At 41.4% G+C, this 25,988-nt stretch carries 27 protein-coding genes; 19 read left to right on the plus strand and 8 right to left on the minus strand.

All coding sequences use genetic code 11. The annotated features are described in order from the left end of the window. The first annotated feature begins 248 nt into the window (after positions 1-248). The 5 genes from J3L18_RS06060 (at position 249) to accC (ending at position 6,965) form a co-directional block, all read left to right on the plus strand. Positions 249-1,832, plus strand: a complete 1,584-nt coding sequence (locus J3L18_RS06060; protein ID WP_208102494.1) for a flavin monoamine oxidase family protein — start codon at positions 249-251, stop codon at positions 1,830-1,832. Between the two features lie 32 nt (positions 1,833-1,864). Then, positions 1,865-3,031, plus strand: a complete 1,167-nt coding sequence (locus J3L18_RS06065) for a pyridoxal phosphate-dependent aminotransferase (RefSeq protein ID WP_129571191.1) — start codon at positions 1,865-1,867, stop codon at positions 3,029-3,031. A gap of 120 nt (positions 3,032-3,151) precedes the next feature. Further along, the gene (locus tag J3L18_RS06070; RefSeq protein WP_129571192.1) at positions 3,152-4,144 is read left to right on the plus strand and encodes a Hint domain-containing protein; all 993 of its coding nucleotides are present in this window, start codon (positions 3,152-3,154) and stop codon (positions 4,142-4,144) included. A 253-nt stretch (positions 4,145-4,397) separates the two neighbouring features. Then, positions 4,398-4,883, plus strand: a complete 486-nt coding sequence (locus J3L18_RS06075) for a c-type cytochrome (protein ID WP_129571193.1) — start codon at positions 4,398-4,400, stop codon at positions 4,881-4,883. Between the two features lie 597 nt (positions 4,884-5,480). Further along, entirely contained in the window at positions 5,481-6,965 is a 1,485-nt protein-coding gene (accC, locus tag J3L18_RS06080; RefSeq protein WP_129571194.1) for an acetyl-CoA carboxylase biotin carboxylase subunit, read from the plus strand. On the opposite strand, the gene J3L18_RS06085 is transcribed toward accC, so the two are convergent. Beyond that, positions 6,962-7,423, minus strand: a complete 462-nt coding sequence (locus tag J3L18_RS06085; protein WP_129571195.1) for an NUDIX hydrolase — start codon at positions 7,421-7,423, stop codon at positions 6,962-6,964. The genes accC and J3L18_RS06085 overlap by 4 nt on opposite strands. Positions 7,424-7,509: 86 nt before the next feature. Between J3L18_RS06085 and J3L18_RS06090 the strand changes: the two genes are divergently transcribed. Beyond that, entirely contained in the window at positions 7,510-8,007 is a 498-nt protein-coding gene (locus tag J3L18_RS06090; protein ID WP_189549416.1) for an SRPBCC family protein, read from the plus strand. Between the two features lie 86 nt (positions 8,008-8,093). Then, on the plus strand, positions 8,094-8,678 hold the full coding sequence (locus J3L18_RS06095; RefSeq protein ID WP_129571197.1) for a riboflavin synthase: 585 nt from the start codon (positions 8,094-8,096) through the stop codon (positions 8,676-8,678). On the opposite strand, the gene J3L18_RS06100 is transcribed toward J3L18_RS06095, so the two are convergent. Beyond that, positions 8,675-9,817 carry a tetratricopeptide repeat protein gene (locus tag J3L18_RS06100; protein ID WP_129571198.1) on the minus strand — a complete coding sequence of 381 codons (1,143 nt, stop codon included), beginning with the start codon at positions 9,815-9,817 and terminating at the stop codon, positions 8,675-8,677. The two genes, J3L18_RS06095 and J3L18_RS06100, sit on opposite strands and share 4 nt — an antisense overlap. Before the next feature lie 111 nt (positions 9,818-9,928). Between J3L18_RS06100 and J3L18_RS06105 the strand changes: the two genes are divergently transcribed. Then, a complete protein-coding gene (locus J3L18_RS06105) occupies positions 9,929-10,216 on the plus strand; it encodes a hypothetical protein (RefSeq protein WP_091162643.1) in 288 nt (95 codons plus the stop codon). A gap of 65 nt (positions 10,217-10,281) precedes the next feature. Here the strand turns inward: J3L18_RS06105 and J3L18_RS06110 are convergent, their stop codons facing one another. The 3 genes from J3L18_RS06110 to hscA form a co-directional block, all read right to left on the minus strand. After that, on the minus strand, positions 10,282-10,983 hold the full coding sequence (locus J3L18_RS06110) for a hypothetical protein (RefSeq protein WP_129571199.1): 702 nt from the start codon (positions 10,981-10,983) through the stop codon (positions 10,282-10,284). Between the two features lie 122 nt (positions 10,984-11,105). Beyond that, the gene (locus J3L18_RS06115) at positions 11,106-12,098 is read right to left on the minus strand and encodes a hypothetical protein (protein ID WP_129571200.1); all 993 of its coding nucleotides are present in this window, start codon (positions 12,096-12,098) and stop codon (positions 11,106-11,108) included. Between the two features lie 37 nt (positions 12,099-12,135). Next, a complete protein-coding gene (gene hscA / locus J3L18_RS06120; protein ID WP_129571201.1) occupies positions 12,136-13,992 on the minus strand; it encodes a Fe-S protein assembly chaperone HscA in 1,857 nt (618 codons plus the stop codon). A gap of 183 nt (positions 13,993-14,175) precedes the next feature. Here hscA and J3L18_RS06125 point away from each other — a divergent pair, with 183 nt between their 5' ends. The 5 genes from J3L18_RS06125 to J3L18_RS06145 all read left to right on the plus strand — a co-directional run bounded on the left by J3L18_RS06125 (position 14,176) and on the right by J3L18_RS06145 (position 18,863). Further along, positions 14,176-15,126 carry an aldo/keto reductase gene (locus tag J3L18_RS06125; RefSeq protein WP_129571202.1) on the plus strand — a complete coding sequence of 317 codons (951 nt, stop codon included), beginning with the start codon at positions 14,176-14,178 and terminating at the stop codon, positions 15,124-15,126. A 274-nt stretch (positions 15,127-15,400) separates the two neighbouring features. Further along, positions 15,401-17,158 carry an ATP-binding protein gene (locus J3L18_RS06130; protein ID WP_129571203.1) on the plus strand — a complete coding sequence of 586 codons (1,758 nt, stop codon included), beginning with the start codon at positions 15,401-15,403 and terminating at the stop codon, positions 17,156-17,158. Positions 17,159-17,248: 90 nt separating this feature from the next. Next, entirely contained in the window at positions 17,249-18,133 is an 885-nt protein-coding gene (locus J3L18_RS06135) for a helix-turn-helix domain-containing protein (protein WP_129571204.1), read from the plus strand. Positions 18,134-18,137: 4 nt separating this feature from the next. Next, positions 18,138-18,545 carry a DUF983 domain-containing protein gene (locus tag J3L18_RS06140; RefSeq protein WP_112654320.1) on the plus strand — a complete coding sequence of 136 codons (408 nt, stop codon included), beginning with the start codon at positions 18,138-18,140 and terminating at the stop codon, positions 18,543-18,545. A 165-nt stretch (positions 18,546-18,710) separates the two neighbouring features. After that, the gene (locus J3L18_RS06145; RefSeq protein ID WP_167516102.1) at positions 18,711-18,863 is read left to right on the plus strand and encodes a hypothetical protein; all 153 of its coding nucleotides are present in this window, start codon (positions 18,711-18,713) and stop codon (positions 18,861-18,863) included. Positions 18,864-18,937: 74 nt separating this feature from the next. Here J3L18_RS06145 and J3L18_RS06150 read toward each other — a convergent pair whose 3' ends face one another. Beyond that, positions 18,938-19,240 carry a hypothetical protein gene (locus J3L18_RS06150; protein WP_129571205.1) on the minus strand — a complete coding sequence of 101 codons (303 nt, stop codon included), beginning with the start codon at positions 19,238-19,240 and terminating at the stop codon, positions 18,938-18,940. Between the two features lie 254 nt (positions 19,241-19,494). Then, on the minus strand, positions 19,495-19,995 hold the full coding sequence (locus J3L18_RS06155) for a hypothetical protein (protein WP_129571206.1): 501 nt from the start codon (positions 19,993-19,995) through the stop codon (positions 19,495-19,497). 79 nt (positions 19,996-20,074) lie between these two features. On the opposite strand from J3L18_RS06155, the gene J3L18_RS06160 reads away from it, so the two are divergent. The 6 genes from J3L18_RS06160 (at position 20,075) to J3L18_RS06185 (ending at position 24,680) form a co-directional block, all read left to right on the plus strand. Continuing rightward, entirely contained in the window at positions 20,075-20,719 is a 645-nt protein-coding gene (locus J3L18_RS06160) for an HAD family hydrolase (RefSeq protein ID WP_091162652.1), read from the plus strand. Positions 20,720-20,948: 229 nt separating this feature from the next. Further along, a complete protein-coding gene (locus tag J3L18_RS06165) occupies positions 20,949-21,923 on the plus strand; it encodes an ABC transporter substrate-binding protein (RefSeq protein ID WP_129571207.1) in 975 nt (324 codons plus the stop codon). Further along, entirely contained in the window at positions 21,924-22,793 is an 870-nt protein-coding gene (locus tag J3L18_RS06170) for an ABC transporter permease (RefSeq protein WP_129571208.1), read from the plus strand. Then, on the plus strand, positions 22,790-23,539 hold the full coding sequence (locus J3L18_RS06175) for an ABC transporter ATP-binding protein (protein ID WP_129571209.1): 750 nt from the start codon (positions 22,790-22,792) through the stop codon (positions 23,537-23,539). Before J3L18_RS06170 ends, J3L18_RS06175 begins: the two co-directional genes overlap by 4 nt. A gap of 34 nt (positions 23,540-23,573) precedes the next feature. Beyond that, positions 23,574-23,819: a hypothetical protein gene (locus J3L18_RS06180; protein ID WP_091162656.1), complete on the plus strand. Its 246-nt coding sequence runs from the start codon at positions 23,574-23,576 to the stop codon at positions 23,817-23,819. Positions 23,820-24,158: 339 nt separating this feature from the next. Continuing rightward, complete coding sequence (locus J3L18_RS06185) at positions 24,159-24,680, plus strand: tetratricopeptide repeat protein (RefSeq protein WP_129571210.1); 522 nt, start codon at positions 24,159-24,161, stop codon at positions 24,678-24,680. Positions 24,681-25,012: 332 nt separating this feature from the next. On the opposite strand, the gene ctlX is transcribed toward J3L18_RS06185, so the two are convergent. Continuing rightward, positions 25,013-25,930 carry a citrulline utilization hydrolase CtlX gene (ctlX, locus tag J3L18_RS06190; RefSeq protein ID WP_129571211.1) on the minus strand — a complete coding sequence of 306 codons (918 nt, stop codon included), beginning with the start codon at positions 25,928-25,930 and terminating at the stop codon, positions 25,013-25,015. Between the last annotated feature and the right edge of the window lie 58 nt (positions 25,931-25,988).

A 25,988-nucleotide genomic window follows, 5' to 3' on the forward strand; every position in this document is an offset into this window, starting at 1 on the left:
TCTGAATCAGAATTTACAAAATTTTAGAATTAACAGAATGTTACTTCCATGAAAATTTCTAATTCGGAAAATTTTATAATTCTGTAAATTCTGATTCTAACAGAATCTTAACCTTAACTTATCAAGTACTAAAACAACCCTGTTAATTTCATAAAAACCACAACAAAAGTTGATCTTAACTTAATATAAACGCAAACAAAAAACTATATTTAGGCCTGAGTTGATTGTAAAACATAAAAACGCGCTTATTGAAAACTATTACCCGCAGAGACTTTTTAAGTAAAGGTGCTATGCTGGCTGGCGGAGCCTATCCCGCTATGCTTGCCCTTGGCTTATTGAAACCGTCGCCCGCACATGCCTTTAACCTGGAAGGCAGCGGCAAAGGAAAGCATATTGTTATTTTAGGTGGCGGTTTGGCCGGTATGACCTGCGCCTATGAGCTTGACAAGCTTGGCTATCAATGTACCATTTTGGAGGCGCGGCAACGTACAGGCGGTCGCTGTTTCAGTATCCGCAACGGAAGTACCAATACCGAAATTGATAAGCCTGCGGCGACAGCCCGTTTTGATGCCGGCCAGTATTTTAATGCCGGCCCGTCGCGCATTCCGCATAATCATGAGCTTACGCTGCATTACTGTAAAGAGCTGGGTGTGCCCATCCAGGTTTATAACAATGTAAATGAAGGCGCTTATTATTTTGCCGAAGGTAAAGGGCCTTTGTCCAACAAAAAGATAAAGGTTAGGGAGGTGCATAATGATATCCGTGGTTATATGACGGAGATGCTTGCTAAAAGCATTGACCACGGCAGTCTCGATAGTAATTTTACCAAAGAGGATGGCGAAAAGATCATCGAATACCTGCAGGCCGAAGGCGGGTTGGATATTGATAAATTGTACAAAGCATCCGCACGCCGGGGTTATGCCGAAACACCGGGAGCAGGCGACAAACCCGGTAAAGTTGCCGATCCGCATAAACTGCCAGATCTGTTGCATTCAGGTTTGATGGATCCCGATTTTTATAATGTGGCCGAATATACCTACGAACTGCAGATGACCATGTTTCAGGCCGTGGGTGGTATGGATCAGATAGCTAAAGCATTGGAAAAGAAAGTGGCGCCGTCAATAAAAACGGGTGCGGAGGTTACTGCCATTAATAATGTACCTGATGGTGTTAAGATAACTTATAAAGACGCTACAGGAGAGCATACCTTAAACGGCGACCTGTGTATTTGCACTATTCCGCTGCCGGTACTAAGCAATATCAGCAATAATTTCAGCGGTGATGTTAGCCGTGCTATTGATTATATCAGCTATAACCAAACCGGGAAGATTGGTCTGCAGTTTAAGCGGAGGTTTTGGGAGGAGGATGAGCATATCTACGGTGGTATAACGCACACTAACAATGATTTAACGCAAATTTTTTACCCCAGTTATGATTATTTAGGAAAAAGGGGTATCTTGATTGGATATTACAACTTTAACGAAAAAGCGCAGAAGATAGGCGCTTTAGGTTACGCCGAAAGGGAGAAGTTTGCGCTGGAAAAAGGCAGGCTGATCCACCCGCAATATGACAAGGAATTTGAAAGCTCGTTTTCGGTAAGCTGGCATAAAACCAAATATAATTTAGGCGGATGGGCGGTTTATACTACCGAAACCCGTAAAACACAATACCCGGTACTGTTAAAGCCCGATAAGCAGGTATATTTTGCAGGAGAGCATTTGACATACCTGAATGCCTGGATGGCCGGTGCCTTTGAATCGGCCAGGAGCACGGTTGCCGCCGTACATGCAAGGGTTACAGGCCAGCGTACCCAATATCCGGCTCAAAAATAAAACGACGTTACAAAACATTAAATACCACCACCATGTCAAGTACAATTAACCGCAGAAACTGGATTAAATCCAGCGCATTTATGGCCGGAGGACTGGCCTTTTTTTCAGGAACAATTGGTAAGCTGGCAGCCATGCCGGCCCGCGTATTTAAATTGCAAAGCCGGGTATTAACCGATCAGGAAGCCGTTACCAATGCCGGCTTTGAATTGAAAGCAAGGTTATTAGCCAATGAGAACCCTTTTGGCCCGTCGGCAGCAGCAAAAAAAGCTATCCAGGATGCTATTGATAAAAGTTATCAGTATCCTTTCATGACCCAGGGCACCCTGTACAATAAAATAGCCCAGCATGAGGGTATAAACTACAACAACATTTTAATGGAGTCTGGCTCATCGCCATTGTTGTTGGCAGCGGCGATCCATTACAGTAAAGGCGGTAAAAGCATCATTACCGGTGATCCATCGTATGATGATCTGCCTTCACATGCGCAACAATTGGAAGGCAAATGGATCAAGGTGCCCCTAACTGCAGACTATAAACTTGATCTTGACGCGATGGAGGCAAAGGTTGATGATAATACCGGTCTGGTATATGTCTGCAATCCCAACAACCCAACTGCAACTATATTGGATACTGCTAAATTGAAAGCCTTTTGTGAACGCGTATCTAAAAAAACAACAGTATTTGTTGACGAGGCTTATATCGATTACCTGCCCGATCCACAAGCCAGCACCATGATCAGCACCGTGAAAGCCGGAAGCAATGTTATTGTTGCCCGTACCTTTTCAAAATTGTATGGTTTTGCCGGTTTGCGTTGCGGTTATGTGATTGCCCAGCCCGATACTATTAAAACTTTATCGATGTATACTACAGGCTTTTCGCTTGCAGCAACTACTATTGCAGGCGCAATTGCGGCGTATCGCGAAGAGGAATTTTTAAAGGATGCACTCCAAAAAACGCTGGCCTCAAAAGAATACCTGTATTCGGTACTTAAAAAAGAGGGTTATGAATATATCCCTTCATCGGCAAACTTTGTGATGTTCCCGCTTAAAATGGACGGCAAAAAATTTGTCGGCGAAATGATGAAGCGCGGCGTAGGCATTCGTAACTGGCAATTTAACGGCAAAGACTGGTGCCGCGTAAGTATTGGCCGCATGGACGAAATGGAAGCCTTTGCCGATGCGTTTAAACAACTGTCCTGAGTTTTAAGAAGCATGAAATCAAGAGTCAGGAGACAAGAAGAAAAGTTTCTTGCTCCCGGCTCTGAAAATTACAGCAAACTTTTTGGCTCTTGAATCCTGATATCTTGAATCTTTTCTAAAATGCACAAACTAACATTAACACTATTACTAAGCTCTTCATTGCATTTTGCCCAGGCGCAAACTGTAAACCCTCGTCCGCTTACTATGGATGAGTATAAAAAGGCGCAATCATTCACGATTGCTAATTTGGATAATGACACCTACGTTAAATTTGAAAATACCTATGTACTTGACCGGTATGAAAGCCGCAAACCGTATTTTATAACCGGGGCCGACGGCTTGAAAAAACGTATCGACCTGTATAAACTGGTTGCCAAAGAAGGTATGCAGGAAATAGGTCTGATGGTGTTTTATACCAACGAAAAAGGCAAGCTTTACAAAGCCCTTGTGCCCGATTTTACTGCCGATGCTAAAGTTTGGGAGCAGTATTTTCAGGATATTGATAATATCAACAAAGTGGAGCAAAACTTTATCCTGAAGCTGTCGTACGTATTGTCGAAGGAAGTCAGCTTTCAACAATATAAGGTACTTAACGCCGGCAAGGATTTGAAGGAAGAGGCCGCTACCTATGGCAATGACATATGTTTCCCGGGCGAAGAACTGGTTACCATGGCCAATGGCGATAAAAAGATGCTTAAAGCTGTGAAAAGCGGCGATGAGATAATAACGGTTGATCCGTTGACTAAAAAAAGTACCGCTGTAAAGGTAAAAGAACTTACCATACATGAGGCCAAAAACTACGCTTTAACGCAACTGGTACTGGTATCGGCCCAAACAAAAAACACAGCCGAAGGCAGGCAGGTAAAACTGAATAGCAAAGTGTTACAGGCAACTCCTAATCACCCTATGTTAACCAAACAGGGTAACATTAAAATAGGAGCGGTAGCAACCGGCCAGGAAGTACTTTGCCTAAACGAGCAAACCGGCAAATATGAAACTTTCACCGTATTGCAAAAAACAGAACACGCGGGCGGTGTACAAAGAGTATATAACATTGTAGCCGATGGCGGCAGTACCCTGCTCATGAACGGTGTAATGGTGATGCAGAAGTAATTTCGTGTTCCCTTTTTCTGCTTTAATCAAACTTAGTGTCTCCCTCGGGGTCTCTGTTGGGGACCCCTGAGATATTCATAAAATACCAGCTTCTTAACAATGTCGGCAACAATGCGTAGTCCTGCGAAGCATAAACTGTAGGGAAACATGCTTTTGTAATAATGAAGTTACCATGAATAATTCAATCATTTGCATCAAAATGTTGCAACATTAAAATCTATAAGTTAATTTAGATGACTTAAATATGACAATTATGCTTGTTAACAAAAAATTATTAGTTACGCTAGGTCTGCTATCCATAGTAGTGTTTGGCGCTATGACTACAAGTAAACCGCAGGACGAAGGTTTTAAAAACCTTAAAGTTTTGCCTAAAAACATTTCGGGCGAGAACCTGCACAAGGTTATGGAAGAGTGGGAGCATTCATTAGGTGTACATTGCAACTTTTGCCATGCCCGTAATGAAGAAACTAAAAAGATGGATTGGGCAAGCGATGCCAAGCCTGAAAAAGCAATGGCGCGCGATATGTATAAAATGATGAACAAAATTAACCAGAAGTATTTTCATGCAAAAAAGGATTCTTTAGGCATGATCATGCAAAGTGGTGTTAACTGCAATACCTGTCACCGTGGTACAGCTCATCCTGAGGTTATGGTACCTGACGGAAAAGGTCCGGGTGGTCAGCCTGGTCCGCCGCCTGCTGGTCCTGCTCCGGGCAGCCCTGCGCCAACTAAGCCATAATTAACAAGTTTATTAGTATAATTAAATGCCTTTGGTAATCCCAGGGGCATTTTTGTTTTATAGTGGTTATTATCAGCTGTGTTTACCTGCAAAGTAAAAATTAGGTTAAGGATTTTGTATTTAACTGTTGAATATTTATCCTTTTTGACAGATAGCTTCAAACTGTATTCATGAAAAATTCATGCTTGGTAACGATCTTTATACACCATAAAGGTTCGTTGGTTTTATTTAGAGAATTGCTGGTTGATTTATGATCAAATTTGCAATGTTGATTTATGAAACCGGGGACTAATTATTGTAACCTTTAATATTATCATAATTAATAAATGACTGCTGAGTTTCAGATTAAGCCACAGGAGCAAGCTAATATCTCAACAAATTCCAGCGATTTATTTTGCCGGAATTGCAAAAACCGGTTGAGCCGTATCAAACGGAGCAGCCTGGCAAAATTTTTATTGTTGGGTTTACCCTTTAAAAAATACATCTGTTATAAGTGCTCCCGTAAAACCTACAGGTGGGCCCCCAAATAATACTTCAATCGTTTTTATAGCATTGGGCATATAGTATCTTTTTGTGTAAATCAATTACATTTGTTTTATGCAGAAAATACTGATTGCCAACCGTGGTGAAATAGCTTTACGAATTATGCGCTCGGCGCGCGAAATGGGTATTAAAACCGTTGCGGTTTATTCACATGCAGATCGGGATGCCCTGCACGTGCGCTATGCCGATGAGGCTGTAAATATCGGGGAAGCTCCATCCAGTCAATCCTATCTTATTGGAGAAAAGATCATAGCTGCATGTAAGCAAACCGGGGCCGAAGGTATCCACCCGGGATATGGGTTTTTGAGCGAAAATGCCGGTTTTGCCAGGCTGGTTAAGGATTCGGGACTTATTCTTATTGGCCCATCTCCCGAGGCCATGGAAGTAATGGGTAACAAGTTATCGGCCAAAGCTGCGGCACTCAGGTATAATATACCGATGGTGCCCGGAACGGAGGAAGCCATTACTGATGTTAACGAAGCTAAAAAACGGGCTATTGAGGTAGGTTTTCCAATATTGATCAAAGCAGCCGCGGGCGGCGGGGGTAAAGGGATGCGCATTGTTGAAAGCCCGGCAGACTTTGAAGAGCAGATGCAGTTAGCGGTATCTGAAGCTACCTCAGCTTTTGGCGACGGCTCTGTTTTCATTGAGCGCTATGTATCATCCCCCAAACACATCGAGATCCAGGTACTTGGCGATACGCATGGTAATATCGTGCACCTGTTTGAGCGTGACTGCTCGGTACAGCGCCGCCATCAAAAAGTAGTTGAAGAGGCTCCATCGGCAATATTAACGCCTGAAATCAGGGAAAAGATGGGGCGTTGTGCGGTTGATGTAGCCCGGGCTGTAAATTATACAGGTGCGGGTACGGTTGAGTTTATTATGGATGAAGGGTTGAATTTTTATTTCCTGGAAATGAATACCCGTTTACAGGTTGAGCACCCTGTTACTGAACTGATAACCGGAATTGACCTTGTAAAGGAGCAAATTAAAATTGCAAGGGGCGAGGCTATTAGTTTTAAACAGGAAGATCTGAAGATTCAGGGTCATGCCATTGAACTGCGTGTTTATGCCGAAGATCCGGCCAATAATTTTTTACCGGATATCGGCACGCTGCAAACCTATATAACCCCAAAAGGGCCTGGCGTACGGGTTGACGATGGGTTTGAGCAAGGCATGGAGATTCCCATTTATTACGACCCGATGATAGCCAAGCTGATAACCTTTGCGGATACCCGCGCTGAAGCAATTGAGCGGATGATAAGGGCTATAGATGAATATCAAATCACCGGTATTACTACCACCCTCGGTTTCGGCCGTTTTGTAATGCAGCACGAAGCTTTTACCTCTGGTAATTTTGATACCCATTTTGTAAAAAAATATTTTTCGCCCGAGGTGTTGCTGGAAAGTCGCGAGGATGAAGCCATAGTAGCAGCAATAGTAATGGAACAGCTCTTGAGCAAAAAAAGGGTTTCAATTGCAGCCCCGGTAGAGGTAGCTAACTCAAGCAACTGGATCAAGAACAGGAAGCAGATTTAATAATTGTTGATCGCGGCCAGTTCATCTATCAAAGCTGCCTGAGCAGGGTTGATCTTTATTTTTGCTGTAGCCATATCAAACCATTCGGCACGATCAATTTCATCAAAAGTTTGTTTTTTTCCTGAGCGTGGCGGCCATTCTATTTCAAATGTATTGCTTTTGATATTTCCCTGATCAATATTGCCTTCAACAGCCCAGGCCAGTACTGTTTTACCCCCCTTTTGTTTTATAACGTTCAACGCTATAAAATCCCCGGTTATTTCATGCCCGGTTTCTTCCTGAAATTCACGCTTTGCCGCCATGAGGGGATCTTCATCGGGAAGATATTCACCTTTGGGTACCGACCACGAGCCTTCATCTTTGTTTTTAAAGAACGGCCCGCCCGGATGTACAAGAAATACCTGCAAACCATGAGACGCTTTGCGGTATAATAAGATTCCTGCGCTTTGCTTTGGCATGTTTAAGATTTAAAGGCAAGTTAATGAAAGGCTTAATTATAATTGTTATTTTTGATACAAATGCCTCAAACCGATATACAATTATTATGGCAGACAACAGATGGAGCAAATTTAAAGTAACTGCTGATGTTGATACGGACGTACGCAGTATGTATGAAGCCTGGGCTACTCCCGAAGGCCTGGAAACCTGGTTTTTGCGTAAAGCCGATTTTTTTGCCATAGCAGGCCGTCAGCGCGAACCGCAGGAGTTTATAAAAAAAGAGGATACTTATACCTGGCATTGGCATGGGTTTGATGATACCATTTCCGAAAACGGACAGGTGCTGGAAGCCAACGGCGCCGATTTTATAAAATTTACTTTTACAGGCGGCAGTATAGTGAGTGTATCTATCACTGCTAAACTGGGCGTTGTTATTGTTGAACTGGTGCAGGAAAACATCCCCGAGGAAGCAGACCCCGAAAAAAAACTTTATGTGCAATGCCAACTTGGCTGGACATTTTATCTGGCCAATCTGAAATCGGTGCTGGAGGGTGGCAAAGATCTGCGCAATAAGCGTAAAGACCTGTTTTCAAGTTTCAAATAATTTCATTTACTGCTGACAAACCATAGTGCAAAATATTTTAGCTTTGAGCCAATCAAAATAGCCCCTTTCAACGGGCCGGGAAGCATATGTTTACAGGAATTATAGAAACTTTAGGTAAGATCACCGATCTGCAGCAGGAAAAAGGCAACCTTAATATTACAGTAGAATCGGCTATATCGCACGAGCTCAAGATCGATCAATCGGTAGCGCACAATGGTGTATGCCTTACTGTGGTGGCTTTAGCCGATGGCTTGCACGTGGTAACCGCGATTGAGGAAACCTTAAATAAAACCAATCTTTCCCAGCTCAAAGTCGGCGACCCGGTAAACCTGGAACGCTGCATGCAAATGAACGCCCGGCTCGATGGCCACATTGTGCAGGGCCATGTTGACCAGGTGGCTGTTTGCACTGCGTTTAAAGAACTCGACGGCAGTTGGGAATATACCTTTGCATATGATGCAGCAAGCGGCAATGTAACCGTAGAGAAAGGATCCATTTGTGTAAACGGTATCAGCCTAACCGTGGTTAATTCGCATGCCAATAGTTTTTCTGTAGCTATTATTCCCTATACATTTGAGCACACCAACCTGCACAATGTGCGGGTTGGCAGCCAGGTTAACCTCGAGTTTGATATCATTGGCAAATACGTTGCCCGCTTAATGCAACGCTAAATCCCTAATGATTTAATGCGCTGTTTGGAGTAAGCGATATAAGTTTTTTGTGACTCTTTTGGCTTGCTTGCCAGGTACTTTTTATAGTACTTAATAGCTGCTGCTTTATTTTTAAGTTCGGTATCATACAGGGTTGCAAGGGCATAATAGGTAATAGGGTCCGGTTTATAAAGCAAGCTTTTCTGGTAAGCTTGAACTGCATTTTTAAGCTGGTGCAGCCTGTCGTACGAATCACCTTTTTCACTGTAATAGGAGCTCGCCCCAGTAGATATGGCTTCTTCAATGGCCTTATCCAGGTAAGTTATCGCTTTTGAGTTATTGTGCAGGGCTTTGTAGCTCATGGCTGTATAATAATATGAAGCTTCGGTGCCGGTATTGCCGTCCTCCAATGTTTTGAAAGTTTTAATACAATCCGGATAGTTGCCGGTCATGTAATAAGAAGTGGCCAGCATGGATACAATGCTGCCGGCCTGCTCGCCCGCGTCTATTAGTTTTTTGGTAATGGCGATAGTTACTGGATACCTTTTTAATGCGTACGAGGCCTGGGCCTTGCCTTTCAGGAGCAGCAAATTGGCAGTATCGGCAACAAGTGCTTTGTCGATAATATTTTCAGCATTGCCATATAGTTTAAGGTTGATGAAGAAGGACGACAGGTCATATGCCACATCAGGGTTAAGCGGATTGATCTTATTGGCTTTTTGCAGATATACAATACTTCCCTCTATATCGCCTAAATTTTGCGACAGGTCTGCCAGTTGCTTATACACATCAAAGTTGGTGGTATCTTTCAACAGGATCTTCTTTACATATACGATCGCTTTTTTATTGTTACCGCGCCTTTTAATGATCTCGCTCATGTTATACAAGTTAGTTAGGTTGGTGGTATCAGTAGCGTAAATACGTTGATAATAGTTTTCAGCATCGGGCAGGCGGGAGGCCATTTTGGAAGTATAGGCCAGTTTAGCTAATACTTTTATGTCGGTAACAGGCTCGGGATATATTTTTTTGAGGTAATCTGCTGCGTCGGCAAAACGTTGGTTTTGATAATAATCAAGCAGGAGCGAATCATTAACGGTTTGCTGAGCGTGTAGTTGCAATACTGATAAGATAAGGATTAGGGTTATAAACAGGTTTTTCATAACTAAATATTTAGTTGAACTAAGTTATTAGTTATAAGTGTTAAATCCAAATCTGAAACAATTTTTTATTGGTGTGGTTAAAATGTAAAGTGACACTTAAAACCACACATTATGGATAAGTTAAAGAAATTTGGACTGATGGAAAAAATTGTCCATGAACTGGAAGACTTGAAAAACAGCCAGCAGGCTATTATTGCTAAGTTAACTAAAATAGAAGTTGATAATATCGAACTTGGTGATAAACGCCTTGAAAAAGATCTGCCCGATATGCACCAGCGTGTATCAGAAAACCTGGATACTATTGCAGCCATCCTTGAGGATTTTGCTAATCAAACCGCAAGCTATAGCGACAGCAACAATATAGCCGCCCTGAAAGAGCAGGAAGCATTAGGAAAATAAGTTAAAAAGAAAATCCCCGTTCTCGGGGATTTTCTTTTTATAGTAGTGGTAATACTAAAGCACCATTATTTCTTGTTGATTTTTCCACTATTCCGGTTATATCTTTTTATGGCCTGGAGATAATTTTTCCATTGGATGCTTTCAATAGCGTCAAGATCGTCACCAACCATAACCCGTAGATTTTCTTCGTTATATTGGATAATAGGCCCGTTGTTGAGCTGTATAGCAACGATGGATTTTGGATTGAACATTTTCCCTTCGGGGTCACTTAAAAGCGAGTATGCATTAATGGGGCCGCTTATAAATTTAAACATCCAGCAGCTATCATTAGCGATGCCTGCATAATAATGGGGGGCCAAAGTATTGGCATTTTTTTCAGCTGATGGAGGTGTAAGGTTTCGGGCTATTTCAATAGTTTGTTCAGGATATATCACTTGTTCCCTGTTTGTATCCGCTTTAGATAGTGACTGATCAACAAACAGCAGGTAACTTTTGTGTACATAGGCATCTACGTAAATTCTGGACTTAACTTCTTTTTTAGATCCGTTGCGCATCGTTACCAGGAAAGTATACTCTCGGTTGTTGGTACTCTTGTTGTGATCACTCCAAAAGTCCCACATAGCGAGAGGCGTCTGTCGATCCATTTGTGAGTCCATGTTTTGCTTGTTAAATGTATTGTTAACAGCGGGCAATCCGTTTTGAGCAGAGGCACATTTTCCTAAAATAACAAAGGAAAAAAGAGAAACATACTTTAATAAAAGTTTCATATATAAAGCTTAGATGGGTTAAATATATGAAACCAGTTTAACCAAAATGTTAACTTTTACCAATACTGAATAACTTATAACTTACGAAGCTTTTAAAGCTTCGTAAGTCTTATAGTTCATCACTACTGGTACTGAATATAAATAGGGGCAGGCTTTAAGCTCAATATTTCTTTAGGTGTCAGTATCCTGTGTGGCTCGTTCTTTAAGTCGTTTTTATAAAAAAGCTTAAAGCCGGTAAATTGAACGGGTTCTTCGGAAATGAAATATTTATAAGTTCCCTTTTTTAGTTCCGGGCCGCCCCAGCCATCCATGTCCATAACAACCTGTACTTCGGGACGTAATTTAATATCTTTGTAGTTGGTTACCATGCGTTTGGTAAAGCGGTGTACAACAAAGATTTTTGGTGGAAGGTCGTGCTTTTTTACCAGTTTGGCCAGGTAACCGGTTACGTAATTAATATCATCGGCATCAAAGGTACCTATGCGTTTGCCGGGTACACTGCCTTCCTTCATAGAAAATTCCGGGTCGATACCTAAATGAACGTTTGGCATCTTCATATATTTCTCTAATAAAGGCAGCTCGGTTTGTACCGTACTGAAGCCAACCTGTATATCTAAAAACACAATAGCGTTAATGCTTTTTGCCCAACTAATCACGGTATCAATCTGGCTAAATGGCATCCGCAGGTTATGCAGGCCGTTGCGGCCGGCATCGGCCTGGGCCGTTACGCAGATATAATGAAGAGCCGGCACTACGTTGGTAGCTGTATCTGCCTTTTCCCAGTTTTTTACCTCTTCCTTTAATTTATTGAGCATGGTTTTACGTGGGTATTGGCCCAGTACGCCCATGTTTTTTGAATAGAGGTTACCATAAAACGCTACAATGCGGTTAAATGGTAAAATAGCTCCGGGGAGCGGATATTCTTTGGTTTTTACCGGCCAGCGACCACTTTTATCGCCGTTGGCCAGTTTTTTCATCAGCGAATCGTACTTTAAAGTATCCAGCATGGATGACCTTGCCGAAGTATCGCGGAAGTGTTTGCGGGTTGTAGAACAGGCCGTATTAGCAACGGCAATAAAAATAAACAGGGCTAAAGCAGAAATTGTCCTTTTCAAATTTTAAGATTTTGGGGTTGATCAGCAATTTCTATGCCTATTCTATACTCTTGCCTCTCATAGCTGTGCTTATAGCCTGATCCATCAAACGTTCGGCAAATGGCCTGGTAAACTCATTTAGTTCGTCAATGGTTTTCAATATCAGGTCTTTATCACCGCTGGTCAGGGCTTCTTTTAATTTCTGAACAAGTTTGGTAGTATCGGCAATTTCTGTAATAGAAACATAATCGGCATTTTTTTGAAGGAAGCGTTCAACGGTATATACCATTTGCTCTCCTTCGGTACGTGCTTCAATAAGCATACGCTGGCTTACATCGTCTTTAGCGTGGGTTATGCTATCCATCAGCATTTGTTCTACCTGTTCGTCGGTAATACCATAAGTTGGTTTTACTTCAACTTCTTGCTTTACGCCCGAACGGAGTTCGATAGCCTGTATGGTAAGGATCCCATCGGCATTCAACAAAAAGTTAATATCAACTTTAGGGAAACCTGCAGGCATGGAAGGGATACCTTTTAAATCAAATTCGGCCAGTTTACGGTTTTCTTTGATCAGATCGCGCTCGCCCTGGTAAACGGCAATTTTCATGTTTACCTGTCCGTCTATCGATGTAGTGTATTGCCTGCCGCCTTTGGTTGGCACCTTGGAATTACGGGGAATAATAACATCCATCAGGCCGCCCATGGTTTCAATGCCTAAGGATAGGGGGGTAACATCTAATAGTAAAATATCTTTACGGTTGCCTGCCAAAATATCAGCCTGTATAGCTGCGCCCAAGGCAACTACTTCATCAGGGTTCACATCATCATGCACCGGGCGACCAAAAAACTCAGCAACCATACGTTTAACCAATGCCGTACGGGTTGAGCCGCCAACCATAACCACTTCATCAATCTGATCGATAGTCAGTTTAGCATCTTTAAGCGCGTTTTGGCAACTGGTGATGGTTTGCTGTACTTTCGGCAATATCAGTTCTTCAAAAGTAGTGCGGTCAAGTGTACACCAGATATCGCCTATTTTATCATTAACCAGGCTTTGGTGTGCGAAGGCTTTTTTGGCTTCTTCTGCTTTTAAGCGTAATTGCTGCGCCAGTTCGGTATTGGTAAGTACTTCGGCTTTGTTAAGCTTGTTTTTCTCAATCCAGTAATCAACAATAATGCGGTCAAAATCGTCGCCGCCTAAAAAGGTATCGCCATTGGTAGATAGTACTTCAAAAATGCCGTTTTGAATTTGCAGTATGGATACATCAAACGTACCGCCGCCAAGGTCATAAACCGCTATGGTTTTTGTTTCTTCGGGGTTGAGGCCTATCCCATAAGCCAAACTTGCGGCAGTAGGTTCGTTAACTATCCGTAGCACATCAAGCCCTGCAAGTTTACCGGCATCACGGGTGGCCTGGCGTTGCGAATCATTAAAGTATGCCGGAACAGTGATCACAGCACGGTTAACAGGGGTTTTAAGGGCATGCTCGGCACGGGCCTTAAGCTCTTTCAATATCTGGGCCGATAGCTCGATAGGGGTGTAAAATTTATCACCTACCTTGATCTTTACCAGGCTTTCGGTATCATCATCAATTACTTTATAGCTAAAAAAGTCTTTGTAGTTTTCAATATCGTGGTAACTGCGCCCCAGCAAACGTTTAACCGAAAATATGGTGTTTTGCGGATCGGTTATCAGGAATTCTTTTGCCTCATTACCTACCAGCACATCGCCTGCATCACCAAAATGAACTACAGAGGGCACCAATACACCTTTACCTGCATCATTAATTACCTGCGGGTTTTTATCAGGGTTGATGAATGCTACCAGCGAGTTAGTGGTACCCAGATCGATGCCTACAATGATCTCTTCTTTTTGCAATGAGCCTGTTGCCAGGTTGATAGAAACTTTAGCCATTATATTAAGTTAACAAAGCGCAAATGTACTTAGTTTTGGCTGAGGATATGTCTTCTCAATCTCTAATTTGTTAAGTTTTGTGCGTTTTGTAACATCATTACAGATTGAGCCTTTATTTCATTATGCAGACAAACAAATACGCTTAACACAGCTTTATCCCTGTAATACCCTAAATAAATTATTATGGAAAATCGTGAATTAGGAGCATCCGGCATATCAACAGCGCCATTGGTTTTTGGCGGAAATGTGTTTGGGTGGACTGTTAAAGGTAAAGATACAGCCCTTTTATTGGATGCATTTGTAGATGCCGGTTTTAACACTATCGATACCGCTGATGTTTACTCGCGCTGGGTTGAGGGCAATAAAGGCGGCGAATCGGAAACCGAAATTGGTAACTGGCTTAGACAAAGCGGCAAACGCGATAAAGTAGTTATAGCCACTAAAGTAGGCGCCGAAATGGATTCGGGCAGTAAAGGGCTTAAAAAGAATTACATTATTAAATCGGCCGAGGCTTCATTAAAGCGCTTGCAAACTGATTATATTGATTTATATCAAACCCATTACGATGACCCCTCAACCCCGGTTGAAGAAACCCTGCGTGCTTATGATCAACTGATGCAGGACGGTAAGGTGAGGGCTATAGGAACTTCCAATATGTCTGTCGAACGGTTGCATGAGTCGCTCAAAACGAGTATTGAAAGAGGCCTGGTAGCTTATCAAACGCTTCAGCCCGAATATAACCTGTTCGATAGGGAAAAATATGAAACTACTTACGAGCCTTTCATTAAAGAGCAAAACCTTGGGGTGATCAGTTATTTTTCGTTGGCCAGCGGTTTTTTAAGCGGCAAATACCGTTCGGAAGCCGACCTGAAGGGAAGCAGTCGCGCCGGTATGGTTAAAAAATATCTTAACCCAAGAGGCTACAGAATATTAAAAGCCCTGGACGACCTTGCCGGGCAGTATCAAACCAGTCAGTCGGCAATTGCACTGGCCTGGTTAATTGCAAGGCCTGGTATTACAGCACCCATTGTTAGTGCCACCAGTTTGGAGCAACTCAATGATCTTTTTGAATCAGCCGCTTTGAAATTAAATAATGAAGCAATTGAGATGCTGAATATCGCCAGCGCTTATTAAATATTAATTTATATTTAACTATATATAACAGCGAGCTTTTCAAATGAAGGTCGCGCTGTTGTTTTTAATCATCTGATTAATATTTTAAATGCTGATTTTGAATTGCTTAATAATTATATTGTTTTTTTAATTTAATTATTAAACAATAATAACATGTTTTTTATCTTTTTAAACACTAAAGTTTTAAATATTTCCTGAAAAATAGTTTATTTACTAAACCGAACTCCCTGTTTTTGAGTATAAAGAGTTCTCTCTAGTTAATTTTTTATTTTAAATGGAAAAGCTTAAGCGGATTATTGGCTACGGGATGCCTGATTTGTCGCTGGAGAACAAGCTGTTTAATGTGCTCTCATTATTCATTTGTACCAGCAGCATTTTTTCGCTGGTCTGCAATTTGTTTTTAGGTTTAAGCTATAAACTTGAGCTTGTCGAGCTTTTTGTAATCCTGATGTCGGGCTGGGCTTTTTACAGGAGCAGGTTTGTTAAGTATAAAGAGGATGTAACCGTCATTTACATTTGCTTAGGGCTGTTTGCAATTATTCCGGGCTGGTTTTACAATGGCGGTATCTCCGGATCAACAACGCTTTCGGGAGTCTTTTTTATTGTACTTATAACCCTGCTTGTAAAAAAGCGATATCATTATATTTTTATTGGCGCGCTAATAGCTATATTTTTAGGATGCTACTTTATCGAAAAACATTTTCCTGGTTTAGTACAGCCTTATGATAGTACCGCGTCAAAAGAATCTGACCTCATCACTTCGGCTGTAGTAAACATATTGACTGTTGGGCTGCTGGTAGGTTTTATTAAAAAAAGCCACGAAACCGATAAGCGCGACCTGATTCGTAAGGGTGAAGAGTTGCAAGCTTCTCAAATTGAACTTTCGGCCTCACGTGACCAGGCTGAGGCGGCCACGTTTGCCAAATCGAACTTTCTGGCCAATATGAGCCACGAAATTCGCACGCCACTTAACGGTATCATCGGTACCGCCCAATTGCTATCACGTACTAATTTACAGCCCGAGCAGCAGGAACTGCTTCAAACTTTACAATCGAGCAGTAATTTATTGATTAACATCATCAGTGATATTCTTGATATTTCAAAAATCGAAGCAGATAAACTGGTCCTTCACCCGGTTTCAACGCATTTGCGTAACTGCATAAAAACAGTTATTGAAATTACTGAACCGGCCATTACATCCCTTCACAAAGCCCTAAGCTTAACCTATGATGTTGATGCTAATGTGGCAAACTATGTAATAGCAGATGAGGGCAGGCTTCAGCAAATCCTGGTTAATTTGATCGGAAATGCCATTAAGTTTACCGACGAAGGTTCGGTAAGTTTACGCGTCACAGCATCTGAGATCAGGAACAACGTCCAGGACATAACCTTTAGCATCAAAGATGACGGGATTGGCATAAGTGAAGAGGCATTAGCACAGTTATTTAAACCATTTACACAGGTAAATACTACCGCCTTGCGCAAATATGGCGGTACGGGGCTGGGCTTATCCATTTGCAAAAAACTTGTGGAGATGATGCACGGCAGAATCTGGGTAGAAAGTAAGGAAGCCCAGGGCTCGTTGTTTAGCTTTACCTTGCCTTTACATGTTACCTATGGCATTATTGAACCGGAGATGCAACCGGATGAAAAGGAAGCTTTTCAGTACCGGCCGTTACGCATTTTATTAGCCGAGGATAATAAAATGAACCAGTTAATAGCCAGTAAGATTTTTAAAAAGGTTGGTTATAATATTGATATTGCCGAAAATGGATTGGCCGCGGTAAATATGGTTGAGCAGTGTAACTACGATCTGATATTCATGGACATTCAAATGCCCGAAATGGATGGTTTGCAGGCTACTCGCCATATATTAACAAAGCATGGTAAAGGCGCTCCGCCTATTATTGCCATGACAGCCAACGTGCTTAGCGAAAATGAGCGTGAATGCACCCAGGCCGGTATGAAAGATTTTGTAAGTAAACCTTTTACTTTTGAACGGCTGGAAGATATCATCCAAAAATGGACGTGATTTATCAAAAAATTGTCAATCGTTGATTAGTACCATACAAAATAAAAATAGTACCATTAAGGGCAAAGCTATTGTGTGTAGTTTTGTGTCATGTTACAAAGCATTCCAACAATTGATATTTGCACACTTGCCGATGATATTAGACAGGACGACATCCTGATCAGCAGGTTTGCGTCTTATCTGGATGCTCATAAAAACCTTTTCTTCCCGCACCGCCACTCGTTTTACCACCTGGTATTGTTTACTGATGGCGGAGGATCACATACCATTGACTTTGAAAGCTTTGAGGTAAGGCCGGGGCAGATTTACTTTATGATTCCCGGGCAGGTGCATTCATGGGCTTTTGAAGGTTTTACTGACGGTTATATTATCAATTTCTCAAGCTCGTTTATCCAGTCGTTTTTATTACGCTCAGGCTACTTTGACAATTTTAACTTTTTGAACGGCAATCCAAAGGATGAGGTGGTTGACTTACCTGCCAACCAGTTACCCGAAATCATTACCCTTTTTGAAAGGATTGTATCTGAAGTTGAAAAGCCTGCAGTTTTGGGTAGCGATATGGTAAGGGTGCTTATGCTTCAGCTTTTCATTCTAATAAATCGTTGCCAGGGCAAAGGCGATAGCTTTGGCAAACAGGGCTATAATCAAACGCTGATCCGTAACTTTCAGAAGCTGATTGAACAGCATTATATCGATGTAAAGCTCCCTAAAGATTATGCAGAACTGCTTTATATTACCCCCAATCATTTAAACGCGGTATGTAAAGATGTGCTTGGCCTGTCGGCAGGAGAGGTGATCCGTAACAGAACTTTGCTTGAAGCAAAAAGGCTATTGACCAATCCGCGACTTAATATAAGTGAGATAGCTTTTAACCTAAATTTTAGTGATAACTCCTATTTTACCAAGTTCTTTAAAAAAATTGAGGGCATTACCCCCGAAGAATTCAGAAAAAAAACCTTAAACAATAAATCATAACGTTATGGAAACCCCTAAATATAAATTATCCGCCTGGTCTGCCTTTGTAAACGCCAAATGTCCGCGTTGCAGGCGCGGCGACCTGTTTGCTACCGGTATGTATGAATTTAAAGGACAGGAGATGCATAAAACATGTTCACACTGCGGCCTTGTGTATGAGCGTGAACCCGGTTATTTTTATGTAGCCATGTTTGCCAGTTATGCGCTTAACGTTGCTGAGATGGTTACATTGGCAGTTGCTATCAGCGTTTTAACAGGCAGCAGTAACCCCTGGTTGTATGTAACTGTTATTTTAGGAGTAGCGGTAGTTTTAGCGCCATTTAATTTCAGGTATTCAAGGGTGATGCTTTTGCACTGGCTTACACCGGGCTTACATTATCATCCGGAGATGAGCGAGGATAAAACGAAATAATTTAATTGACTGAAATACATACAGATGCCCTTGATTAAAAAATTAAGGGCATTTTCATTTAAACCAAAATCCGCCGCTACAGTCATAATAATAACAAGCTTGATTTATATAAATTAAATAAGTATTTGAAGTTAAGCTGTTTATAATTACTTAAAATCTATTATCATGAAAGCGAAACTTAAATCACTGAAAGCCGATCTATATAATGTATTTGTAGTTGGGAATGCCGATGACAGACAATTGGCAAAAGCATATTTTTTGTTGGCTATTCCTTTATTCGCGATATTTTTTGGCTTGGGTTCATTTCCCAAATTCTGATCATAAAAAAACAGTCGGAGCGTTCTGCGGCGACTGTTTACAACTGTTCCTAACTAACTAACTATTAAACTAAATTATTTTTCTATTGGGTTAAGGCCCAGGTAATTTGCAGCAATAAATAAATTGTTATTGATTTTGTGCCAGGCCTGGTGGTTGCCGCTTGTATACCGGTTTAAAACATCATGGTAATAAGAATCCGAGAATGTGAGCCGGGTGTTTGTTTCTGAATTATATAATGAATCTTTGCCTAAGTAGATGCCGCTGCGTTGCGCAGGTTTATCGATTTTTTTTTCGGGTGTTGAGGAAAACATATTGGCACAAGCTACCAAAATGAGAGATGCCCCAACCAAAACAAGAAAATGGTAAAATAATTTCATAAGCAAGGTATAAGTCTTTAAAAGATGCCTCCGGATGTTCAGAAACATATTATGCTCCAAAAATAACCAACGCTATATAAAAAGTAATCAGGGATTTCACCGTTTTGCGTACGTAGTTTTACGCAATTTTTAATAGATTACGGCGAATATTTAAATGTACAAATAAAAAATCCATTATGTTACAAATTCTTTAAAAAAATTATGCCAGGCTGTTGGTAAGAGTTGGCCTGGGCACTATTTTCGATATGAACATATTACAAACTTTCTTCCTCAATATACCGGTGTTTTAACAGCCGATATTTTGATATAGCCTTTTTAACTTTTAAAGCAGAAAGTTTATACTCCAGTAAAGTACCCAAAGCAAACATAAAAAGAAAACCAGGCGGGTAAATCAAAGCCTGAATCGTACCCTCGCCGATGGATGCGGAAATAATACCGGCTGCAATCCCAATTACCAGCAATGCTAACACTGCAGTACTCATGTTACTCAGCCTTAACCTATAAAATAAATCAGTTGTGTTACGGGGTAGGTTGATAATCAGCTTTGGGAGATAGCGATCTATAAACGTGCGTGGGCGGGTAAAATGTATGTTGCGATTGCCTTCATAACCTAAAAAGATTTTATCTGCTCCCATAGATACTTCTGATGATATAAAATCGAAATTAGTTTCACGCTTCGCTGAAAATTTGCGTAAAGCCTTTTCCAATTCAGCCTTTTCATCAGGGCTTAAAGAAACCGTTTTAATTGTGATCATGGTTTTATTCAGTTAAAGTAGCAAATAAATTAACATCATTATGCAAGGCGGCTAATAAACTTTTACTTTTGCCGGCGATATGAATGATTCGCTTAAAAATAAATACGACAGCATAATTTTTGACCTTGATGGTACCCTTTGGGATAGTACCGCTAATGTTGCCCTTGCATGGCAGGCGGCAATCAGTAAGGTAGAATATATTAACGAGGAAATGACGCAGGAACGCGTGCGTTCTATTACCGGCATGACCTACGATGCAATTTTTGATAAGTTATTCCCTGATCTTAATGCAGAGCAACGCAAAGAAGTGCAGGCTCTTTGTGCCGTAAGTGAATTGGAGATCCTGTTCACCAAAGGGGGCGAACTTTACCCTCAACTGGAAGATACCCTTAAATACCTTGCTGCAAATTACAAACTTTATATAGTGAGCAATTGTCAAAACGGTTATATCGAACTGTTTTTGGATCTGAACCAATTGCATGGCCATTTTCTTGGACACCAGTGTTTCGGCACAAAAGGGAACCCTAAGGCCGATAATATCAAAGATGTGGTTAATGATCACCAATTGAAAGCCCCGGTTTACGTAGGTGATACCATGGGCGATTATAATGCCGCCAAACAAGCCGGTGTACCTTTTATTTTTGCAAATTATGGTTTTGGCGTTGTGCCTGATGGCATGGTAGCAACCATCAGTAATTTTGCCGGGCTTAAAGAGCTGCTTTAAACTTATTGTGTTTTAATCATATTAGGGTTGAATAGTTGTTAAGCTCGTTGCCTGGAAAGGTAATGCAGTAAATTATTATACATAATTAAACGACTTTGTAATTGGCTTGCCGGTTTGGCTTTGTGTGTTCTGCTTTAAGCTTTCGTATAATGATAATCTTATTGTAAAACAATTTTCGGGTTTTGCCATTGTACTTTCAGCTTTACGGCTAAAAAGTTAATTTAGTAAAATGAAGTTTATCAAATATCTGCCGGTAGCTATAGTACTTGTTTTTTTCGTATCATGTAAACCCAAAACCAAATCAATGCAGGTGCCTGTAGTTGGTTTTGTTGATGCTTTTGAAGATGCCACCATATCACAGGCCCGCAAAGGTTTTACTGATGCCTTGAACAAAAATGGTTTCAGCGAAGATAAGAAAACCGTTCAGATTGAATACAGCAATGCCCAGGGCGATATCCCAACGCTTACGCAAATTGTTAACCACTTTGTTACTGATAGTGTAAACCTGCTGGCAACATGTACAACATTATCAACAGTAACAGCGCTTCAAAAAACAAAACATATCCCCGTTTTCGCCATGGTATCCCCAACTGCCGAACGCATGAAGGTAGTTGATGCAAGCGGGAAAGCACCCGCCAACCTTTTTGGTGCGGTAGAAGAGCTAAATTATATCGATACTTCGTTTAGCATTATTCCCAAACTGCTTAAGCCCAAAGGAGCAAAGCTTGTAATCGGGATGATCTATAATCAATCGGAGCCGCAATCGGCCGATGCCTTAAACCGTATTAAATCATTGGCCGCAGGGCTAAACGTTGATATTGTAGCACTTCCGTTAAATACCTCGGCCGATGCGCAGCTGGTTACGCAGTCGCTGCTAAATAAAAACATTGATGCTTTTTTCGCTAATCCGGATAACACTGTTTTTGCATCTTTTGAAACCATTCTGAAAAACTGTAACCAGAAAAATATCCCAATTTTTACAAGCGAAGCAGGTTTGGTGCAGCGTGGTGCTGTAGCTGCTTTTGGCGCCGATATTTATCAGTGGGGATACCAGGCGGGCGAGCAGGCTGCTCAATATCTTAAAACTCATAAAACGGATGGTTTACAGCCCGAAATGGTGAAGATCAGGAAGAGGGTATATAACCCGGCTGCTGCTAAAAAATATAATATTACCATTCCGCCAAATTTTGAGCCTGTAAAATAAATGGATTTTTACCTTACCGCTTTACTACAGGGCCTATGCTTTTCGGCCATAGCGCTGGGGATTTATATATCCATGAAAATCTTCAATATTCCGGATATCACAACCGATGGCAGTTATACACTGGGCGGCGTGGTTACGGCAGTATTGCTGACCAATCATCAGCCCACCTATGTTATTTTACCTGCTGTGATTTTGGCAGGCGCAGCAGCGGGGGCGCTTACTGGTATTATTCATACCAAATTAAAGATCAATGCACTGCTGGCCGGCATCCTGGTCATGACGGCGCTTTACTCGGTTAACCTTACTATTTTAGGCCGCTCAAATTTACCGCTTATCAATTTGCCGTCGTTATTTACTATAGTAAGTGTTGTGAGCGACCCTAATCAAAATACATTATGGATCCTTACCATTTTTGTTATCGTGATCACTTTTCTGATCGGCTACCTGCTCAAAACCGATTTTGGCATAGCCATGCGGGCTACAGGTAACAGTGAATCCATGATCCGTTCATTAGGCGTAAATACCGACAGGATGAAAATTACCGGGCTGGCACTGGCCAATGCGCTCACGGCTTTGAGCGGTTACCTGGTAGCCCAGTTCCAGGGTTTTGCAGATATCAGCATGGGCATTGGGATTGTGATAGTAGGGTTAGGATCGGTGATCATTGCAGAAACATTAATTAACTGGTTTAAGCTTACCTCGGTATGGTTAAGTTTGGTATTGGTATTAGCAGGGGCAGTGATATTTCAGCTGGTTTTGGCGTTTACACTCTCAGTTGGTGTCGACCCTAAATTACTTAAAATAGTTACCGCCGGTTTTGTGCTGGTAATTGTAAGCCTGCCGCGTTTATCCTTATTAAGATCATCATGATAACGATAACCGACGTACATAAAACATTTAATAAAGGTAAAGCCAACCAGGTAAACGCGGTTAATGGCATTACACTGGAGATCAAAGACGGTGAGTTTTTGGTGATAGTTGGTTCGAATGGCTCAGGCAAGACCACCTTGCTTAATTTAATTGCCGGCAGCGTATCGCCCGATAATGGCACTATAAGTATCGACGGAAACGATGTAACCAACATGCCTGATTACAAACGCAGCCGGTGGATTGCAAGGGTATTTCAAAACCCATTGAGTGGCACTGCGCCAGATTTGAGCATATTAGATAATTTCCGGCTGGCATCTATCCGCACAAAAAGAAAAGGTTTATCCGTTGGGGTAAATGATACTTTTAAAAAACAGGTTCGGGAAAAAGTAGCCGGCCTTGGCATGGGTTTGCAGGATAAGATAGATCAGCCGATGGGTACTTTATCGGGCGGGCAGCGGCAGGCGCTTACCCTGCTGATGAGTGTGATGGATAGTTGTAAAGTTTTATTGCTGGACGAACCTACCGCGGCCCTCGACCCACGCTCGGCCGACGTGGTAATGCGGACAGCTGATACACTGATCCGCGAATTTAATTTAACGGCGGTATTCATTACGCATAATTTGAAGGAGGCTTTTAATTATGGCACAAGAATAATACAAATGGGCGAGGGGGTGATTATTAACGACTTATCGGGTACTGACAAAGCTTCTTTAAAACAAAATGACTTGTTCGACTGGTTTGCATAAAAATTGGCAAAGTAATTGTATAGCTACCTGTACTATGAAAAACAATAATTTTGAAACCATATCCGACGCTTACCAGTTAGTAAGCGGTGCGAAAATAAAAGGCAAAAAGCACGACGAAATATTTGAACTTGGCGCATATGATGCCCTTAAACGCGGCTATGTACTTTACCCGCTTGAACATGGCGTTAAGTTTGATGATTTCAGCGTAATGATATCTGAAAAGGAATTAAAAAATAACTTCCTTATTGAGGCAGTTAAACAAAATGCAATAGCAGCTTAATTAAGGCTGCTATTTTTATTTGGCGCCGTTACGTCATGTAACGGCAATAAACCTCATACACAGTGCTGTTGACGTTGTGCAGTAATTTCATTTCTTGCTTTTCTCATCCAATAATTGTAGGTTTGCACATATAAAGTACAAACCGATGTTGTTTAATAAATCATTCTGCTCAATAGTAATGTGGCGCATGGTGCCGCAGCAGAAGGGTTTTGCATCGATAATTCTCTTCTCAACTCCGGTATAGCGGTTTCGAAGCACCCAAACCGATCCTACATTTACCACATTAGTATAACATTAAGCCTTACATAAACGTAAGCTTAACTGAATTTGAAATTTTATATGGACAATTATTATTCAATAGAAGAAAAGTACCTCCAGGCTGTTGATGAACTATCGTTCGGAGAAACACCTAAGGGCTTAAACATATTAAACCAGATCATTACGGATGAGCCCTTTTTTGCAAGGGCGCATTACCAGTTGGGGATGATCTACTATTACAAGATCCAGGATTACCAAACCGCAGGTTATCATTTTAAAACCTGTATGGAGCTGGAGCCATCTTTTCCGGATAATTACACCCATTATCTTGACCTGGTAGTATTCCTGGGAATGGATAAGCTGGTTTCAACCATTTCGGCCCAGGCTTTAACCACACCGGGAGTGAACAAGGCCCGCATCTTTGAGCTGCTTGGCTTGTTTTATGAAAAACAAAAGGACTGGAATAAATCCTTAGGTTATTACCAGGAAGCCTTTATGGAAGTGACCGAAAAAGACGAGCGTAAAGACATTGAAGATAGTTTTAAGCGCGTACGCTCAAAAATGAAGCAAAAACAGGCTTACCTCTATTTCATTACCGAATAAACTTAAATAGCTGTTTAATTGGATACTTTAACGAACAAGCCCCTAATAAAGGGGCTTATTCGTTAGTAAAAAAATCATAATTAATAACGTATGTTTAAAGATAAGCTATTGTCGTAAGTTGCTGTTATACAATAAAGACACAATTTTTGTGAAAAATGTGCAGAGGCTATAAATTGCATTGTAATAATTAATTGTCCTCTTTATATCTTAATCATGATTTAGCCATGCCTAAATATTTAGTGAAGCAATCAATTGTTATTACTGGCAGTTATAGCTGTGATTGTTTTCCTCTTCAAGTATCTGATAGCGTTGTATTCTGTTAACAGATGAATTTAAATAACCGGCAAATGCACTTCTGCCATCATGCACCTCGCGCTGCCGCCGCCGTTTGTTTCAATGGTATTGATATCAGCATAAACCAGCCTTCCATACTGTTGTAAAGCGGAACGCTGTGCTTCACTCAAAGCGCTAAAAGCGTTTTGCGACATCACGATCAAAGTATCACCGGCTTTGTTCTTCACTTCCAGCATATTGCCTGCAAACTGGTTCATCTGCTCAAAAGTGATTTCAATAATTTCTTTGCGCGATGATTTTAACGATTCGATAACCGTTATTCTTTCATGCGGGTTAGGAATACTGTTTAGGCAGATCACCGCGAACCGGCTGCCGATGCACATCAATACATTGGTATGATAAATAGCCTTGCCTTTTTCATCTACAGCTTCAAAACTAATGGGCTGATAACCCGATTGCTCACAGAAATAATTAAGCACATCTTTATCTGTTCGGGGAGACAGGCATGCGTATGCTATCTTATTCTCACGATCAAGTACCATGCTGCCGGTGCCTTCCAAAAAGCGGTGCTCATGCTCAAAACGGCTCAGGTCAATTACATGGGCTACTTTAAATTTATCTTCCAGGTCGGTTATAATATCTTCCCTGCGCTCAAGCCGGCGGTTTTCGGCCTGCATGGGGTAAAGGAAAACGCCGCCATCGTTATGAAAAGATACCCAGTTGTTAGGAAATATTGAATCGGGCGTATAGGGCTGTGGGGTGTCATCTACAACGCTAACATCTACGCCATTATGGCGCAAAATGTTAACCATACTATTAAACTCACTCAAGGCTCTTTCCTGTACGCCATTTTTTTCGGCATCAGGGTTTTGGAAAGCATTGCTTGCAGCGGTTTCTTCGTTAAACCCGAAATTAACCGGGCGGATCATTAATATATGTGATGTTGATTGACTCATGATTTTTGTCATTATTTCATTGGGTCATTGAGTCATCTGGTCATTAAATCATGCAAAG

The organism is Mucilaginibacter gossypii (assembly GCF_017569325.2).
GTDB lineage: Bacteria > Bacteroidota > Bacteroidia > Sphingobacteriales > Sphingobacteriaceae > Mucilaginibacter > Mucilaginibacter gossypii.